Raw genomic sequence first — 16,097 nt, 5'->3', positions numbered from 1 at the left:
AGAAACTGCGGTTCTTCGTCTGCTTTCTGAGGCCGGGATCCCGGCCTTTTCTTCTTCTTATCTGTTGAGGCGTAACCTTATGTCATGCGGTGAGTTTTCCCTGATTGCACGTTACTTCGATCGGGTCAGAAGCTCTCGTCTTGATGTCGAGACCGGCATTGGCGACGACTGCGCGCTATTGACCGTGCCGGAGAAGCAAACCCTGGCTATCAGCACCGACACGCTGGTGTCGGGTATTCACTTTTTACCGGATATCGATCCGCGCGATCTCGGCTACAAGGCGCTGGCGGTGAATGTCAGCGATCTGGCGGCGATGGGTGCCGATCCGGCATGGCTGACGCTGGCGCTGACCCTGCCGGAGGTGAACGAGACCTGGCTTGAAGCGTTCAGCGACAGCCTCTTTGAACAGCTTAACTATTACGATATGCAGCTTATCGGTGGCGATACCACCCGCGGCCCGCTCTCCATGACGCTCGGCATTCACGGCTTTGTTCCCGCCGGACGGGCGCTGAAGCGCTCCGGCGCACGGCCTGGCGACTGGGTGTTTATCACCGGCACGCCGGGCGACAGCGCAGCCGGGCTTGCGATTTTGCAAAAGCGGCTTCACGTCGAAGATACCAGCGACGCAGGCTATCTGGTCAAACGCCATCTGCGCCCGACGCCGCGCGTGCTGCACGGTCAGGCACTGCGCGGGCTCGCCAGCGCCGCTATCGATCTCTCGGACGGGCTGATTTCCGATCTCGGGCATATCCTGAAGGCGAGCGACTGCGGCGCGCGCATTGAGCTTAACGATCTGCCGTACTCCGACGCGCTCTCTCGCCATGTTGATCCGGAGCAGGCGCTGCGCTGGGCGTTGTCTGGCGGTGAGGATTATGAACTCTGCTTTACGGTATCGGAGCTTAATCGCGGTGCGCTGGAGGTGGCGGTGAGCCATCTTGGCGTACCCGTGACCTGCATCGGCCAGCTGACCACGGCGTCGGAAGGCATGGTATTTTTACGCGATGGCGCGCCGGTAACGCTCGACTGGAAAGGATATGACCACTTCGAAACGCACATTTAATAAGGATGTTGCTAAAAGCCGCCTGAATTTACGCAATCCGTGGCATCTGCTCGCCACCGGCTTTGGCAGCGGTTTAAGCCCGTGGGTACCGGGCACGATGGGGTCGCTTGCGGCGATCCCGTTCTGGTACCTGATGACTTTTTTACCCTGGCAGCTCTACTCGCTGGTGGTGATGTTTGGCATTAGTCTTGGCGTCTATCTCTGTCATCAGACCGCCAAAGATATGGGCGTACATGACCACGGCAGTATTGTCTGGGATGAGTTTATCGGCATGTGGATTACGCTGATGGCGCTGCCGACGAATGACTGGCAGTGGGTCGCCGCCGGGTTTGTGATTTTCCGTATTTTCGATATGTGGAAACCCTGGCCTATCCGCTGGTTTGACCGTAACGTTCACGGCGGTATGGGGATCATGGTGGATGATATCGTCGCGGGGATTATCTCGGCCGGGCTTCTCTACTGGATTGGGCATCACTGGCCCATCGGCCTGATTTAACGAAAACAGCCCTCTGCGACGAGGGCTGTTTTTTTACTGGCTTATTTAAAACCCACCACCGGGTGCGCTTTGTAAGGCGTCTCCAGCTCGGCCATCTCTTCAGGGGTGAGCGTTACGTCAACCGCCTCAATCAGCTCCTGCAACTGCTCTTCGCGCGAGGCGCCGATAATCGGTGCGACGACGCCGGGTTTGCTTAAAAGCCAGGCCAGCGCTACCTGAGCGCGGCTCACGCCTTTATCTTCGGCGATGAACGCCAGCCGTTCGGCGATTTTCGCGTCGTTTTCTTCGGTTTCGCTGTAGAGCGTTTTGCCGAACTCATCGGAAACCAGACGCGCCGTGGTTTCGCCCCACGGGCGGGTCAGTCGCCCACGCGCCAGCGGGCTCCACGGGATCACGGCCACGCCCTCGCGATAGCAGAGCGGCAGCATCTCCTGTTCTTCTTCACGGTAAATCAGGTTGTAGTGGTTTTGCATGGTAACGAACGGCGCCCAGCCGTTCTCTTTTTGCAGCCGCAGCGCCTGTTCAAACTGGTGCGGATGCATTGACGACGCGCCGATGTAGCGCGCTTTACCCGCTTTCACCACTTCGTTCAGCGCTTCCAGCGTCTCTTCTATGGGCGTGTCGTAGTCCCAGCGGTGGATTTGCAGCAGGTCGACATAATCCATACCGAGGCGGCGCAGGCTGTCGTCAATCGAGCGCAGGATCAGCGGGCGGGAAAGCCCCTGCGGCAGGTCGCCGACCTGGTGATAGACTTTAGTGGCGACGACGACCTCTTCACGCCGCGCGAAATCGCGCAGCGCGCGTCCAACAATCTCTTCGCTGCTGCCGTCGGAGTAGCTGTTAGCGGTGTCGAAAAAGTTAATGCCGCCGTCGATGGCGTGTTTGATGATAAGGCGGCTGCTTTCTTCGGGGAGAGTCCAGGCGTGATTACCGCGGTCCGGCTCGCCAAAAGTCATACAGCCCAGGCACAGACGGGAAACCTGAAGGTCGGTTTTTCCTAATTGCTTGTATTGCATGGTTCCGCTCCTGCTTTAGGGTCACAAAGGTCACCGTTAAGCATAGCAGGAGCGGAAACAGAGCAGGGGTCAGGCGAGCCAGTCCCGCACGCGTTGTTCGATGCCCGACGCGGTCAGGCCAATTTCGGCGCGCGCTTCGTCCTGCGTACCCTGTGGAATGAAATGATCCGGCAGGCCAATATTCAGCACCGGCACCGGTTTGCGCTTCGCCATCAGCACTTCGTTTACGCCGCTACCGGCACCGCCCATCACGGCGTTTTCTTCGATGGTGACCAGCGCCTCGTGTCGCCCGGCGAGCTCCATAATCAGCGCTTCATCAAGCGGCTTCACAAAACGCATATCCACAAGCGTGGCGTTCAGCGCTTCAGCGGCCTGCGTGGCCTCCGGCAGCAGCGTACCAAAGTTGAGCAGCGCTACTTTTTCACCGTGGCGTTTCACCACGCCTTTGCCGATGGGGAGTTTCTGGAGCGGCTCCAGCGTCACGCCGAGCGCATTGCCGCGCGGATAGCGAACCGCGCTCGGGCCGTCGTTGTAGTGATAGCCGGTAAACAACATCTGGCGGCACTCGTTTTCATCGCTCGGGGTCATGATAACCATGTCCGGGATGCAGCGCAGATAAGAGAGATCGAACGCGCCCTGGTGCGTCTGGCCGTCAGCGCCAACGATGCCCGCGCGATCGATAGCGAACAGCACCGGCAGTTTCTGGATAGCGACATCGTGGATAACCTGGTCATACGCGCGTTGCAGGAACGTGGAGTAAATCGCAACGACCGGTTTATATCCGCCAATCGCCAGCCCCGCCGCGAAGGTCACCGCATGCTGCTCGGCGATCGCCACGTCGAAATATTGCGCCGGATATTTGCGGGAGAACTCCACCATGCCGGAGCCTTCGCGCATGGCGGGCGTGATAGCCATCAGTTTGTCGTCTTTGGCTGCGGTTTCGCACAGCCAGTCGCCGAAAATCTTCGAATAACTCGGCTGACCGCCGCTGCTTTTCGGCAGCGTGCCGCTTTCCGGATCGAATTTCGGTACGGCGTGGAAGGTGATCGGATCTTTTTCCGCTGGCTCATAACCACGGCCTTTTTTGGTCATGATGTGCAGGAACTGCGGGCCTTTCAGATCACGCATGTTTTTGAGCGTATTCACCAGCCCCAGCACGTCGTGGCCATCCACCGGGCCGATATAGTTAAAGCCCAGCTCTTCAAACAGTGTGCCCGGCACGACCATGCCTTTGATGTGCTCTTCGGTACGCTTGAGCAGCTCTTTGATGGGCGGAACGTTAGAGAACACGCGCTTGCCACCTTCGCGAAGCGTCGAATAGAGCTTGCCGGAAAGCAGCTGCGCCAGATGATTATTAAGCGCGCCGACGTTCTCGGAAATCGACATCTCGTTATCGTTCAGGATAACCAGCATATCCGGGCGAATATCGCCCGCGTGGTTCATCGCCTCAAACGCCATCCCTGCGGTGATAGCGCCATCGCCGATCACGCAGACGGTGCGGCGGTTTTTCTCTTCGCGCGCCGCGGCGACGGCGATGCCGATACCGGCGCTGATGGAGGTGGACGAATGGCCGACGCTCAATACGTCATATTCGCTCTCGCCGCGCCACGGGAACGGGTGCAGGCCGCCTTTCTGGCGGATAGTGCCGATGCGGTCCCGGCGGCCAGTCAGGATTTTATGCGGATACGCCTGATGACCCACGTCCCAGATAAGCTGGTCGAACGGCGTGTTGTAGACGTAATGCAACGCCACGGTGAGTTCCACCGTGCCAAGCCCGGAGGCGAAGTGTCCGCTGGAGCGGCTTACGCTGTCGAGCAGGTAACGACGCAGCTCGTCGCACAGCTTCGGCAAACTCTCTTTTGGCAACAGGCGGAGCTCCGCAGTGGAGTCCACCAGCGCCAGGGTCGGGTATTTGGCAGTATCAAAACTCATCAGAGACTCATCGTGGTGTTATACGTTTATTTATCACGTTGGATTATGAAATTCGCTAACGCTTCCAGTGTCGCGGTATCCAGCGCTTGTGCTTTCAGCGGCGCCAGCGCCGCCAGGGCGTCATCGCACAGACTGCGCGCTTTCGCCTGGGCTTGCTCAAGACCCAGCAGGGCGGGGTAGGTGCTTTTGCCAAGTTGCTGATCGGCCCCCTGGCGTTTTCCAAGGGTTGCAGTATCGCCCACCACATCCAGAATGTCATCCTGTACCTGGAAGGCAAGGCCGATGCTGTCTGCATAGCTGTCGAGATAAACCAGCGCGTCGCGGCCTTTATCGCCCGCGCACAGCGCGCCCATTCGCACGGCGGCGCGGATAAGCGCGCCCGTTTTGTGGCGATGGATACGCTCAAGCGCGTCGAGATCCACCTGCTGGCCTTCGGCTTCGAGATCGAGCGCCTGGCCGCCGCACATGCCTGCCACACCGCTGGCTTTCGCGAGCTCAGACACCATCGCGAGCCGGTCGCGCAGCGCCACGTTTTCCATCGGCGCGTCGCTTAAAATCGAAAACGCCAGCGTTTGCAGGGCGTCGCCCGCAAGAATAGCGCTCGCTTCGCCAAAGCGGATATGACAGGTCGGCTGTCCGCGACGCAGATCGTCATCGTCCATGGCGGGCAGATCGTCATGCATCAGCGAATAGGCATGAATACACTCAATCGCTGCCGCCGGAGCATCCAGCGCGGTCGGGTTAACCCCAAACATCTCGCCAGTGGCGTACACCAGAAACGGGCGCAGGCGTTTACCACCTAATAATGTGCCGTAGAGCATCGCCTCAACCAGTGGACTCTTCTGAAACGGCAGCTCGCCGATAAAGTGCTGTAACGCGCGATTGGCCCGCTCGGCCTGCGCCTGAAGCTGTTGACTGAAATCCATGTTTACTCGGCGTCCGGCGTGAAGGGGGTAAGAGGCGCGTCCTCATTCTGAGACAACAGGATCTGAACGCGCTGCTCAGCCTGCTGCAGTTTTACCTGGCCCTGGCGCGCGAGCTGCACGCCGCGCTCAAATTCATTCAGCGCTTCTTCCAGCGGCAGGTCGCCGCTTTCCAGACGGGTGACTATCTGCTCAAGCTCCGTCAGGGCCGTTTCGAAACTGGCCGGCTGTTCATTTTTCTTCGGCATAGTAAATATCTGACTCTATGGGTTAACGTCATGTTAGCGACACTGCATGGTAGCGGAGACGCAAAGATTAGCAAATAACGCCTTGTGGGTTGGTAATAGGCGCAGTGACATCGCGATGATGATATACTGCCGGGCTCACGATGCAGGCGCGGTTCTGCCTGCTGTACCATTTTCTAAGCCCCGGTGGGCTTGCCAACGAATCATAGCCACCATGAAGTTTATCATTAAATTATTCCCGGAAATCACCATTAAAAGCCAGTCTGTGCGCTTGCGCTTTATAAAAATCCTGACCGGGAATATTCGTAACGTCCTGAAACACTACGATGAAAATCTTGCCGTGGTTCGCCACTGGGACCATATCGTAGTGCGTATTAAAGATGAAACTCAGCACGACGCGGTGCTTGACGCCCTGACCCGTATTCCCGGCATTCACCATGTGCTTGAGGTGGATGACGTCCCGTTCACGGACATGCATGACATTTTCGAGAAGACGCTCGCCAACTGGCGCGACCAGCTCGAAGGGAAAACGTTCTGCGTGCGCGTTAAGCGACGCGGTCAACATGAGTTTAGCTCGATTGAAGTGGAGCGCTACGTCGGCGGCGGTTTAAATCAGCATATTGAATCTGCCCGCGTCAAACTCAAACAGCCTGACGTGACCGTGAATCTTGAGATTGAAGATGACCGCCTGTTGCTTATCAAAGGCCGCTATGAAGGCATCGGCGGTTTCCCGATCGGCACCCAGGAAGATGTGCTGTCGCTGATCTCCGGCGGTTTCGATTCCGGCGTCTCCAGCTATATGCTGATGCGTCGCGGCTGCCGCGTGCACTACTGCTTCTTTAACCTGGGCGGCGCGGCGCACGAAATCGGCGTGCGTCAGGTCGCGCACTATCTGTGGAGCCGCTTTGGCAGCTCGCACCGCGTGCGTTTTGTGGCGATTAACTTTGAGCCGGTCGTCGGCGAAATCCTTGAGAAAGTGGACGACGGCCAGATGGGCGTGGTGCTCAAGCGTATGATGGTGCGTGCGGCCTCAAAAGTGGCGGAGCGCTACGGCGTGCAGGCGCTGGTCACCGGCGAAGCGCTGGGCCAGGTCTCCAGCCAGACGCTGACCAACCTGCGTCTTATCGATAATGTCTCCGATACGCTGGTGCTGCGCCCGCTTATCTCTTATGACAAAGAGCACATCATCGATATCGCCCGTAAAATCGGCACCGAAGATTTTGCCCGCACCATGCCGGAATATTGCGGCGTGATTTCAAAAAGCCCGACCGTGAAAGCCGTGAAAGGAAAAATCGAAGCCGAAGAGGCGAATTTCGATTTCTCTATCCTCGACCGCGTCGTGGCGGAAGCCACCAACGTGGATATCCGTGAAATCGCCGAGCAGACCGAGCAGCAGGTAGTGGAAGTGGAAACCGTTAACGGTTTCGGCCCGAACGACGCGATTCTGGATATTCGCTCTGTCGATGAGCAGGATGAGAAACCGCTGGTGGTTGAAGGCGTTGAGGTCGTTTCGCTGCCGTTCTACAAGCTCAGCACGAAGTTTGGCGATCTCGACCAGAGCAAAACGTACCTGCTGTGGTGCGAGCGCGGCGTGATGAGCCGTCTGCAGGCGCTTTACCTGCTGGAGCAGGGCTTTAAGAACGTGAAAGTCTACCGTCCGTGACGTCATGGCGTTGCGCTGAGACAAAAATCCCCTCGGTCGAGGGGATTTTTTTATATCCGTGGCTTAACGGGATAATGCTTAATAGTCGCGATAGCTGTAAATCCCCGCGGCCAGCACCAGTTGCCCGGCCACCTCATGCGCTTTTTCGCGCCCGACCAGCAGATCGATAATCTTGAGCGCGAAATCAATCGCGGTGCCCGGCCCCTGGCTGGTGAGCAGGTTGACGCGCGGATCCCAGACCACGCGCTTATCCTGCCACTGATCGTCCGGGATCGTCTCTTTCAGCGCCGGAAAGCCGGTCATATTGCCGATCGGGAAGAGCTCGTGCGGCACCAGTACCGTACCCGCCGCCGCGCAGATGGCCGCGACAATCCGCCCTGAGAGATGAAACTGGCGCACGGTTTCGACCAGCAGCGGGCTGTCGCGAAACGCTTCGGCACCTTTCAGGCCGCCCGGCAGAACAATCACATCGAAATCGCCGTCGGCGACTTCCACCAGCGGCGCATCCGCCAGCAGCCGGACGCCGCGCGAGCAGGTGATCGTCAGATTGCCGTCGCTGGCGACGCTCGCGGTGGTGACGTTAATCCCGCCGCGCACCAGCAAATCGATGGTGGTGACCGCTTCGGTCTCTTCAGTGCCAGGGGCGAGGCATACCAGTGCCGATGCGCTCATACTCATTCTCCTTGCGTTTAATCTGTTCATACAGACGGCTGTTAACCGGCAGCGTCAGGCCATGCGCTCTGGCGCGGCGCAGCAGATAGCCGGTGATGTAATCTATCTCGGTGTGACGCTGCTGGCGGATATCCTGCAGCATCGAGGAAATATTGGCGGCGGTGCTCTCGATCACCTGATTGATGTAATAGAGCAGGCTATCCGGCGACGTATGGTGTCCTTCACGCTGCATCACCAGGGCGACTTCGGCGCAGATCTCGCGTACCTCGTCCTGGCGCATGCGCAGGTCGCCGTTCGGGCAGTTATAAAGCGCCGTCAGCGGGTTAATCACGCAGTTGGCGGCCAGTTTTATCCAGCGTGAGACGTTGACGTTATCATGCCAGGCGACATCCGGCAGCGCCTGCTGGAGCAGCGCCGCCAGCCGGGAGTCATCCTGCGCGCCGGGCGTAACCGGGCCAATGTGAGTGGTACCGCAGGCGACATGTATCACCTGGTTGCCTTCGCGCCGCGCCGCGTGGGTCGTCACGCCCGCCAGCAACGGCTGTTGCACGGCGCGCAGCTCATCAAGCGTGCCCATGCCGTTATGCAGCAGCAGAATCGGGCTGGCGGCCGGTAGCCGTGTCGCCAGCGTGCTTACCGCATCTGAAACCTGCCAGGCTTTCAGCGTCACCAGTAACAGCTCACTTTCTGCCAGAAATCCGGTGTTGTTAGTCGTAAAGGTGTGCTGGAACACGCTATTGTCGGTTTCCAGCAGATTCACGCTGTATGACGATTGCGGCACCCGCAGCCATCCCTGCACCTCGTGACCTTGTTTATGCAGCGCGCTCATCCAGAGCTGGCCTAACGCGCCGCAGCCAAGCACGGTAATTTTCATGGTTCCTCCTCGCCCGCAACAGCGCCGGGCGTTATGTCATACGTCTATTATAACGTGAGCGCTTAGGCTTTCGCCTGCCGCCGGTTTCCGGGTTGTGTTATGCGCCTTTGCGGGTATTATGCAACGCACATACTGTGAGGGAGATAGAAAACATGCCATCTTTTGACATTGTCTCTGAGGTCGATATGCGCGAAGTGCAGAACGCGGTAGAGAACGCGACGCGCGAGCTCGAAACCCGTTTCGACTTTCGCAACGTGACCGCAAGCTTCGAGCTGAACGAAAAAAATCAGACCATCAAAGTGACGAGCGAATCTGATTTCCAGGTCAACCAGCTGCTGGATATCCTGCGCGCGAAGCTGTTGAAACGCGGCATCGAAGGCAGCTCTATTGAGGTGCCGGAAGAGTTCGATCACAGCGGAAAAACCTGGAGCGTGGAAGCGAAGCTCAAGCAGGGCATCGATTCCGCAATGGCGAAGAAGATCGTGAAGCTGATTAAAGACAGCAAGCTGAAAGTCCAGGCGCAGATCCAGGGCGAGCAGGTGCGCGTCACCGGTAAAGCCCGCGACGACCTCCAGCAGACCATTGCGCTGGTGCGCGGCGGTAATCTCGGCCAGCCGTTCCAGTTCAACAATTTCCGCGACTAAGCGGTAAGTCGAACAGACGGCACAAAAAAGGGCGGATTTTCCGCCCTTTTTCTTTGCTGATGACTCAAGCGCCGAGCATTCGCTGCTCTATCTCGACGCGGTTCGTCACTTTGGTGTCGATTTTCAGATACGCGCTACGCTCATCGGCCACCACAATCGCCTCGCTGACGCCCGCGCTTTCGCGTAAACGCTGCGCCAGTGTTTCATCGGCAGTCACTTCAGGCGGAATTTCCACGCGTATGCTGCTGACATAGGGCGGCTCTTTCATCGTGGTGCTCACGAGCAGCCACACGGTCGCCAGCAGCGCGCCCACCAGAAATACGGTTTGCGAGTCAAACAGGCCATCAACCCAGCCGCCGAGCGATCCGCCAATGGCCACGCCCAGAAACTGGCTGGTGGAGTAGACGCCCATCGCGGTGCCTTTATAGCCCGCCGGTGCCGCTTTACTGATAAGCGACGGGAGCAGCGCTTCCATCAGGTTGAACGCCACGAAGAAAAGCTGAACGCCGACGATAAGCTCCCAGAAGTGCGGGCCCGCGCCCCACAGCACGATTTCCGCAATCAGCAGCAGCGCCACGCAGAAGAGAAACACGCGCTTCATTTTGCGTTTCGCTTCGGCGTAGATGATAAACGGCACCACCGAGACAAACGAAATCAGCATCGTGCAGAGATAGACTTTCCAGTGCGCCGCCGCCGGAAAGCCTGCCGCTTCAAGCTGGCCGGGCAGGGCGACGAAGGTCGACATCAGCAAAATATGCAGACACATGATGCCGAAGTTAAGCTTCAGCAGCGTCGGCTCCGCCAGCACTTTACGAAAGCAGCCCTTCACCATGCCGGAATCGCGGTTCAGCACGTGATTGCTGCTGTCAGGCACGACCCAGAGCGTAATGATGATGCCTGCGGTGGCGAGCACTGCGATCATCCAGAACAGCGCATGCAGGCCGAGCGCGTGGGTGATAATCGGCCCGAGCACCATCGCGATGGCGAACGTGATGCCAAAGCTGACGCCAATAAACGCCATCGCTTTGGTGCGGTTCTGTTCGCGGGTGAGATCGGAAAGTAGCGCCATCACGGCGGCGGCAATCGCGCCGGAGCCCTGCAGCGCACGCCCGAGAATAATGCCCCAGATGGAGTCGGTCAGCGCGGCGACCAGGCTGCCGATAACGAATATCGCCAGTCCCCCGACAATCAGCGGCTTGCGGCCGATGCGGTCAGAGAGCAGGCCAAACGGTACCTGGAAAATCGCCTGCGCGAGGCCGTAAATACCGATGGCCAGGCCAATCAGCGCTTCGCTTGCGCCCTGTAGCGCCATTCCGTAAGTAGTAATGACCGGCAGTACCATAAACATACCGAGCATGCGCAAAGAAAAGACCGTCCCTAAACCCCATGTCGCGCGCAACTCGACTGGCGTCATTTTGTTATCGTTCATTACCACCTCAGATAAAAAGCAGGTCTTAGTGTAGTGCGAGGGCAAGGGAGGGTAAATGCCGGGTTATTTAGAAAATATTTCAAGGGTTAACTATTAATGCTGCCAATAAAACGAGCGCCAGATTGCAGCAATAAAAAAGGGTGCCGCAGCACCCTTTTTCGTATCGATGACTTACCAGACGTAAGTCAGCAGATTATGTGAATCCGGCACCATGAAATCGACGGACATCATCACGCTCAGCGAGGTGATAGCGACAATCGAGAACACAAACAGCTTACGCGCCCAGACTTTGTCGTTTTCAGCCTTGTAGCCACGCAGGGCCATGCCAAGCCACCAGACGCTGACCGCTGCCGCCACCACCAGGTATTTATACCCGGCATAACCACCCAGCGAGAGCATCAGGGTCGCCACGGCGAAGGCGATGATATAAAGGGTGATGTGGTTTTTCGCCACAGAGATCCCTTTAACCACCGGCAGCACCGGAATATTGGCGGCCTGATAATCCTTGAAGCGGAAAATAGCAATCGCATAGGAGTGCGGCATCTGCCACAGGCTGAAAATCGCAAGCAGGATCAACGCGCCGGTATCGAATTCGTTGGTCACCGCGCAGTAACCGATAACCGGCGGCGCGGCGCCCGACAGCGAGCCAATCAGCGTGCCATAGACCGAGTGGCGTTTCATGTAGAGGCTATAGACCCCGACATACACCACAAAGCCCATGACCGCCAGCCACATCGCCAGCGGGTTCGCGCCGAACCAGAGCAGCATAAAGCCAGCAATACCCAGCAAGGTGGCGTACACCAGCGACATTTTCGGCGAAATCAGTCCCTTCACCAGCACACGGTTTTTCGTGCGCTCCATTTTGCGGTCAATATCACGGTCGATGTAGTTGTTGAACACACAACCGGACGCCACGACCAGCGACACCCCCACGAGGGTGAAAAGGAACAGGGGATAGTCGATGCTGCCTTTGGAAGCCAGCAGGAATCCCCCGATAACCGATATCAGGTTGCCGAAGATGATGCCTGGTTTCGTTACTTGCAGGTATTGCTTAATCATACTCGCCGCTCTTAGTGAACCATCATGTTGTAATTCAGGTTCCACATAATCCAGATAGAGCCTACCACTACTATCGCGATAATCAGCAACGTAAAGACAAAGGCTACCAGGTTCCAGCGCTCCTCAGAGGAGGCGTTCATGTGCAGGAAGCACACCAGGTGAACCAGAATCTGTACGACTGCGGTTGCCACGACCACACCCAGCAGGGTGCCGTGAGACGCGGAGCCGTTCATGACCATCCAGAACGGGATTACTGTCAGAATGACCGACAGGATAAACCCGATCAGGTACGTCTTGACGCCACCGTGGTGGGCGCCGTTGTGATCGGTTGAATGACTCATTACATCGCCCCCATCAGATAGACTACAGAGAACACACAGATCCACACGACATCCAGGAAGTGCCAGAACATGCTCAGGCACATCAGGCGCGCGCGGTTATTGTGGGTCAGACCGCGGCGGGAGACGTGAATCATCATCACCACCATCCAGATAAGGCCAGAGGTCACGTGGATACCGTGGGTGCCGACCAGGGTAAAGAATGCGGACAGGAAGCCGCTCTTATCCGGGCCGAAGCCTTCGGCGATCAGATGATGGAATTCATAGATTTCCATCGCCACGAACCCTGCGCCAAACAGGAAGGTCAGGGCGAGCCAGGACATCACCTGGCTCTGTTTGTTGTTGTTCATGGCGATCATCGCCATGCCATACGTGATGGAGGAGAACAACAGCAGGAAAGTTTCAACCAGCACAAACGGCAGTTCGAAAATGTCTTTCCCGGTCGGGCCCCCCGCCGTGCCGTTCACGAGAACGGCATAGGTGGCAAACAGACATGCAAAGAGAATGCAGTCGCTCATCAGGTAGATCCAGAAGCCAAAGACCTTATTGGCTCCTGCATCGTGGTGCCCATGCTCATGGCTGCCATGGGCAAGTTCGTGATTAATGCTCTCAGTTGACATTTTTCAGCCCTGCTTTGGTGATTTCTTCGAAGTGCTGGTTTTCCAGTTTCTCAACGGTGGCTACCGGTACGTAGTAATCCACGTCTTCATCGAAGCTCTTCGCAATCCAGGTAATAACGATACCCGCGAAGCCCACGATAGCCAGCCACCAGATGTGCCAGATCATCGCGAAGCCAAAGATGGTGCTGAACGCGCCAATGAAAATGCCTGCTGCGCTGTTCTTCGGCATATGAATTTCTTCATAGTGCGCCGGCTGTTTGTAAGCTTCACCTTTGTCTTTCATTTCCCAGAACGCGTCGCGCTCGTGGATTTCAGGCACTACTGCGAAGTTATAGAACGGCGGCGGAGAAGAGGTTGCCCACTCCAGCGTACGGCCGCCCCACGGGTCGCCAGTCAGGTCACGGTTCAGGTGACGGTCACGGATACTCACGTAGATCTGCAGGATGATGCACAGGATACCGCACGCGATCAGCAGCGCACCGATTTCTGCGACAATCATCAGCGGCTGGAACATCGGGTCGATGTTCTGGCTCACACGACGCGTCATACCCATGAAGCCCATGGCATACAGCGGCATAAAGGTTACGAAGAAGCCGATGATCCAGAACCAGAACGCACGGATGCCCCAGGTTTCGTTCATCTTGTAGCCAAAGGCTTTCGGCCACCAGTAGCTCATCCCTGCGAAGCAACCAAATACCACGCCGCCGATGATGACGTTATGGAAGTGCGCAATCAGGAACAGGCTGTTGTGCAGTACGAAGTCTGCGCCCGGTACCGCCAGCAGAACGCCGGTCATACCACCGATGGAGAAGGTGATGATGAAGCCGATAGTCCACAGCATGGAGGAGTGGAACTGAATGCGGCCCTGATACATGGTAAACAGCCAGTTGAAGATCTTCACCCCGGTCGGGATGGCGATAATCATCGTGGTGATACCAAAGAAGGCGTTAACGTTCGCGCCACTACCCATGGTGAAGAAGTGGTGCAGCCACACGATGAACGACAGCACGGTAATCGCGATGGTCGCCCAAACGAGGGAGGTATAACCAAACAGACGTTTCTTCGAGAAGGTGGAGGTGATTTCAGAGAACACACCAAACACCGGCAGAACCAGGATGTACACTTCCGGATGGCCCCAGGCCCAGATCAGGTTCACGTACATCATCATGTTGCCACCCATATCGTTGGTAAAGAAATGGGTGCCCAGATAGCGGTCCAGGGTCAGCAACGCAATAGTGACGGTCAGGATCGGGAAGGAGACGATAATCAGGACGTTAGTACACAGCGACGCCCAGGTGAATACCGGCATTTTGAACATGGTCATGCCCGGCGCACGCATCTTCAGGATAGTCACGAAGAAGTTGATACCGGTCAGTGTCGTACCAATACCGGAGAGCTGGAGACTCCAGATCCAGTAGTCCACCCCGACGCCCGGACTGTACTCAATACCCGAGAGCGGCGGATAAGCCACCCAACCGGTCTGAGCAAATTCGCCCACACCCAGAGAGACGTTCACAAGAATTACCCCGACAACGGTGAACCAGAAGCTCAGGTTGTTCAGGAAGGGGAATGCCACGTCGCGCGCGCCGATCTGCAGCGGAACCACCAGGTTCATCAGACCGATAACGAACGGCATCGCCACGAAGAAGATCATGATAACGCCGTGGGCGGTAAAGATCTGATCGTAGTGATGCGGCGGCAGGAATCCGGCTTCGCCGGAGGCCGCCAGCAATTGCTGGGTACGCATCATGATGGCGTCCGCGAAGCCGCGAACCAGCATCACGATAGCCACGAGGATATACATTACCCCCAGACGTTTGTGGTCCACAGACGTGAGCCACTCGTTCCACAGATAAGACCACTTACCGAAGTAAGTGATAGCTGCAACTAGCGCCAGACCCCCGACGATAATGGCAGCCACCGTAACCATGATAATCGGCTCATGGTACGGGATTGCATCCAGTGTAAGTTTTCCGAACATCGTATTATTCCTCGGCCCCTTAGTGAGAGGTTTCCGCGTGATTCATGTCCATGCCTTCCATGCCTTCGTGGGCGTTATGCTCCCCTTCAGACTGAGTCATATCCATGCTCTTCCCAGGTCCCATGAATTTGTTAATCACATCTTTAAACAAATCCGGTTTTACGCTGGAGAAGTATTCGACTTTGTTGTATTCGCTCGGGGCCGCCAGCTTGTCGTAGGTCGCCATATCGTTAATGGTTTTGCCAGACTGCTTCGCTTTGGCCACCCACTGGTTGAAGGTCTCGTTATCCGGCGTGGCGATTGCCTTGAACTTCATGCCGGAGAAACCTGCACCACTGTAGTTAGCAGAAATACCGTCGTAGGTGCCGGCTTCGTTCGCAATCAGGTGCAGTTTGGTCTGCATACCTGCCATTGCGTAGATCTGGCTACCCAGGCGCGGAATAAAGAAGGAGTTCATCACCGAGTTGGAGGTGATTTTGAATTCCACAGGCGTGTTCGCCGGGAACGCGATTTCATTGACCGTTGCGATACCCTGCTCCGGATAAATGAAGAACCACTTCCAGTCCATTGCGATAACTTCGATGGTCACCGGCTTCGCATCGTGATCCAGCGGACGGCTGGGTTCGAGCGAGTGCGTGGTTTTCCATGTCAGTACTGCAAGGAAAATGATGATAAGGATCGGGATGGTCCAGACAACAGCTTCAACTTTATTGGAGTGTGACCAGTTGGGGCTGTATTTTGCGTCCTTATTGGTTGCCCGATATTTCCAGGCGAAGCCAATAGCCATCAAGATGGCTGGAATCACGACAATCAACATCAGCCCGAGGGCGGTCAGTATCAGTGAACGTTGCTCCAGTCCAATCTGTCCTTTGGGGTTGAGAAGCGCAGCATCGCAGCCACTGAGTAAAACAGTGCCTGCGAATAATGACAGCAGTCCCAAACTTTTATTGTATTTCCTGAGTCTCATTTAACGACCTCAATTCAGGGGGATCTGGTGGCGGTTAAAGTGTGCCGGGCATTTTACGGGAAGGTTACATTACTGTAAACACGAATGGCGCACTGTCTGCGGGGTGTAACCGGGTTCTGTCGCTACCGTCACAGCCAATGCAACAAAATGTAAAATGTAAGCCATGACAGCCACATGG

The 16,097-nt window shown here is 56.8% G+C and carries 16 protein-coding genes; 4 read left to right on the top strand and 12 right to left on the bottom strand.

Annotated elements, in window-relative coordinates:
- The first annotated feature begins 79 nt into the window (after nucleotides 1-79).
- Together thiL and pgpA are read left to right on the top strand one after the other, a co-directional pair.
- Nucleotides 80-1,060 carry a thiamine-phosphate kinase gene (thiL, locus tag G6041_RS10505; protein ID WP_032989266.1) on the top strand — a complete coding sequence of 327 codons (981 nt, stop codon included), beginning with the start codon at nucleotides 80-82 and terminating at the stop codon, nucleotides 1,058-1,060.
- A complete protein-coding gene (pgpA, locus tag G6041_RS10500; protein WP_004387751.1) occupies nucleotides 1,035-1,556 on the top strand; it encodes a phosphatidylglycerophosphatase A in 522 nt (173 codons plus the stop codon). The genes thiL and pgpA overlap by 26 nt, the downstream gene beginning before the upstream one ends.
- Nucleotides 1,557-1,597: 41 nt before the next feature.
- Here pgpA and G6041_RS10495 read toward each other — a convergent pair whose 3' ends face one another.
- The 4 genes from G6041_RS10495 to xseB form a co-directional block, all read right to left on the bottom strand.
- A complete protein-coding gene (locus G6041_RS10495; protein WP_012125498.1) occupies nucleotides 1,598-2,572 on the bottom strand; it encodes an aldo/keto reductase in 975 nt (324 codons plus the stop codon).
- A gap of 69 nt (nucleotides 2,573-2,641) precedes the next feature.
- The gene (gene dxs, locus G6041_RS10490) at nucleotides 2,642-4,504 is read right to left on the bottom strand and encodes a 1-deoxy-D-xylulose-5-phosphate synthase (RefSeq protein WP_012125497.1); all 1,863 of its coding nucleotides are present in this window, start codon (nucleotides 4,502-4,504) and stop codon (nucleotides 2,642-2,644) included.
- 26 nt (nucleotides 4,505-4,530) lie between these two features.
- Nucleotides 4,531-5,430 (bottom strand): (2E,6E)-farnesyl diphosphate synthase, encoded by a 900-nt coding sequence (ispA, locus tag G6041_RS10485; RefSeq protein WP_004387748.1) that lies wholly within the window; start codon nucleotides 5,428-5,430, stop codon nucleotides 4,531-4,533.
- A 2-nt stretch (nucleotides 5,431-5,432) separates the two neighbouring features.
- On the bottom strand, nucleotides 5,433-5,675 hold the full coding sequence (xseB, locus tag G6041_RS10480; RefSeq protein WP_004387747.1) for an exodeoxyribonuclease VII small subunit: 243 nt from the start codon (nucleotides 5,673-5,675) through the stop codon (nucleotides 5,433-5,435).
- A gap of 211 nt (nucleotides 5,676-5,886) precedes the next feature.
- On the opposite strand from xseB, the gene thiI reads away from it, so the two are divergent.
- Nucleotides 5,887-7,335, top strand: coding sequence for a tRNA uracil 4-sulfurtransferase ThiI (gene thiI, locus G6041_RS10475; RefSeq protein ID WP_004387746.1), 1,449 nt, complete (start codon nucleotides 5,887-5,889; stop codon nucleotides 7,333-7,335).
- Between the two features lie 78 nt (nucleotides 7,336-7,413).
- On the opposite strand, the gene yajL is transcribed toward thiI, so the two are convergent.
- On the bottom strand, nucleotides 7,414-8,007 hold the full coding sequence (gene yajL / locus G6041_RS10470; RefSeq protein WP_004387745.1) for a protein deglycase YajL: 594 nt from the start codon (nucleotides 8,005-8,007) through the stop codon (nucleotides 7,414-7,416).
- Nucleotides 7,967-8,881 carry a 2-dehydropantoate 2-reductase gene (panE, locus tag G6041_RS10465; protein WP_012125495.1) on the bottom strand — a complete coding sequence of 305 codons (915 nt, stop codon included), beginning with the start codon at nucleotides 8,879-8,881 and terminating at the stop codon, nucleotides 7,967-7,969. Before panE ends, yajL begins: the two co-directional genes overlap by 41 nt.
- Before the next feature lie 152 nt (nucleotides 8,882-9,033).
- Between panE and G6041_RS10460 the strand changes: the two genes are divergently transcribed.
- Entirely contained in the window at nucleotides 9,034-9,525 is a 492-nt protein-coding gene (locus G6041_RS10460) for a YajQ family cyclic di-GMP-binding protein (protein ID WP_004387743.1), read from the top strand.
- A gap of 64 nt (nucleotides 9,526-9,589) precedes the next feature.
- On the opposite strand, the gene G6041_RS10455 is transcribed toward G6041_RS10460, so the two are convergent.
- From G6041_RS10455 to cyoA, 6 genes are all read right to left on the bottom strand, one after another.
- Nucleotides 9,590-10,954 (bottom strand): MFS transporter, encoded by a 1,365-nt coding sequence (locus tag G6041_RS10455; RefSeq protein WP_012125494.1) that lies wholly within the window; start codon nucleotides 10,952-10,954, stop codon nucleotides 9,590-9,592.
- 171 nt (nucleotides 10,955-11,125) lie between these two features.
- On the bottom strand, nucleotides 11,126-12,013 hold the full coding sequence (gene cyoE / locus G6041_RS10450) for a heme o synthase (protein WP_007705361.1): 888 nt from the start codon (nucleotides 12,011-12,013) through the stop codon (nucleotides 11,126-11,128).
- Between the two features lie 11 nt (nucleotides 12,014-12,024).
- Nucleotides 12,025-12,354 carry a cytochrome o ubiquinol oxidase subunit IV gene (locus G6041_RS10445; protein WP_004387740.1) on the bottom strand — a complete coding sequence of 110 codons (330 nt, stop codon included), beginning with the start codon at nucleotides 12,352-12,354 and terminating at the stop codon, nucleotides 12,025-12,027.
- Nucleotides 12,354-12,971 (bottom strand): cytochrome o ubiquinol oxidase subunit III, encoded by a 618-nt coding sequence (locus tag G6041_RS10440; protein ID WP_004387739.1) that lies wholly within the window; start codon nucleotides 12,969-12,971, stop codon nucleotides 12,354-12,356. The genes G6041_RS10445 and G6041_RS10440 overlap by 1 nt, the downstream gene beginning before the upstream one ends.
- Nucleotides 12,961-14,952 (bottom strand): cytochrome o ubiquinol oxidase subunit I, encoded by a 1,992-nt coding sequence (gene cyoB / locus G6041_RS10435; protein WP_004387738.1) that lies wholly within the window; start codon nucleotides 14,950-14,952, stop codon nucleotides 12,961-12,963. The genes G6041_RS10440 and cyoB overlap by 11 nt, the downstream gene beginning before the upstream one ends.
- Before the next feature lie 19 nt (nucleotides 14,953-14,971).
- Nucleotides 14,972-15,919, bottom strand: a complete 948-nt coding sequence (cyoA, locus tag G6041_RS10430) for a cytochrome o ubiquinol oxidase subunit II (protein ID WP_004387737.1) — start codon at nucleotides 15,917-15,919, stop codon at nucleotides 14,972-14,974.
- Nucleotides 15,920-16,097 lie beyond the last annotated feature (178 nt).

Origin of the sequence: Cronobacter sp. HA18003, from assembly GCF_011605905.1 — a bacterium.
In the GTDB taxonomy this organism is placed as follows: Bacteria; Pseudomonadota; Gammaproteobacteria; order Enterobacterales; family Enterobacteriaceae; genus Cronobacter; species Cronobacter sakazakii.
This window is presented reverse-complemented; position numbering and strand designations above follow the sequence as displayed.

Excerpts from the sequence above, each read along its gene's own strand:
- thiL (WP_032989266.1), top strand. The coding sequence starts at position 80 with ATGTCATGCGGTGAGTTTTCCCTGATTGCACGTTACTTCGATCGGGTC.
- pgpA (WP_004387751.1), top strand. The coding sequence starts at position 1,035 with ATGACCACTTCGAAACGCACATTTAATAAGGATGTTGCTAAAAGCCGC.
- G6041_RS10495 (WP_012125498.1), bottom strand. The coding sequence starts at position 2,572 with ATGCAATACAAGCAATTAGGAAAAACCGACCTTCAGGTTTCCCGTCTG.
- dxs (WP_012125497.1), bottom strand. The coding sequence starts at position 4,504 with ATGAGTTTTGATACTGCCAAATACCCGACCCTGGCGCTGGTGGACTCC.
- ispA (WP_004387748.1), bottom strand. The coding sequence starts at position 5,430 with ATGGATTTCAGTCAACAGCTTCAGGCGCAGGCCGAGCGGGCCAATCGC.
- xseB (WP_004387747.1), bottom strand. The coding sequence starts at position 5,675 with ATGCCGAAGAAAAATGAACAGCCGGCCAGTTTCGAAACGGCCCTGACG.
- thiI (WP_004387746.1), top strand. The coding sequence starts at position 5,887 with ATGAAGTTTATCATTAAATTATTCCCGGAAATCACCATTAAAAGCCAG.
- yajL (WP_004387745.1), bottom strand. The coding sequence starts at position 8,007 with ATGAGCGCATCGGCACTGGTATGCCTCGCCCCTGGCACTGAAGAGACC.
- panE (WP_012125495.1), bottom strand. The coding sequence starts at position 8,881 with ATGAAAATTACCGTGCTTGGCTGCGGCGCGTTAGGCCAGCTCTGGATG.
- G6041_RS10460 (WP_004387743.1), top strand. The coding sequence starts at position 9,034 with ATGCCATCTTTTGACATTGTCTCTGAGGTCGATATGCGCGAAGTGCAG.
- G6041_RS10455 (WP_012125494.1), bottom strand. The coding sequence starts at position 10,954 with ATGAACGATAACAAAATGACGCCAGTCGAGTTGCGCGCGACATGGGGT.
- cyoE (WP_007705361.1), bottom strand. The coding sequence starts at position 12,013 with ATGATTAAGCAATACCTGCAAGTAACGAAACCAGGCATCATCTTCGGC.
- G6041_RS10445 (WP_004387740.1), bottom strand. The coding sequence starts at position 12,354 with ATGAGTCATTCAACCGATCACAACGGCGCCCACCACGGTGGCGTCAAG.
- G6041_RS10440 (WP_004387739.1), bottom strand. The coding sequence starts at position 12,971 with ATGTCAACTGAGAGCATTAATCACGAACTTGCCCATGGCAGCCATGAG.
- cyoB (WP_004387738.1), bottom strand. The coding sequence starts at position 14,952 with ATGTTCGGAAAACTTACACTGGATGCAATCCCGTACCATGAGCCGATT.
- cyoA (WP_004387737.1), bottom strand. The coding sequence starts at position 15,919 with ATGAGACTCAGGAAATACAATAAAAGTTTGGGACTGCTGTCATTATTC.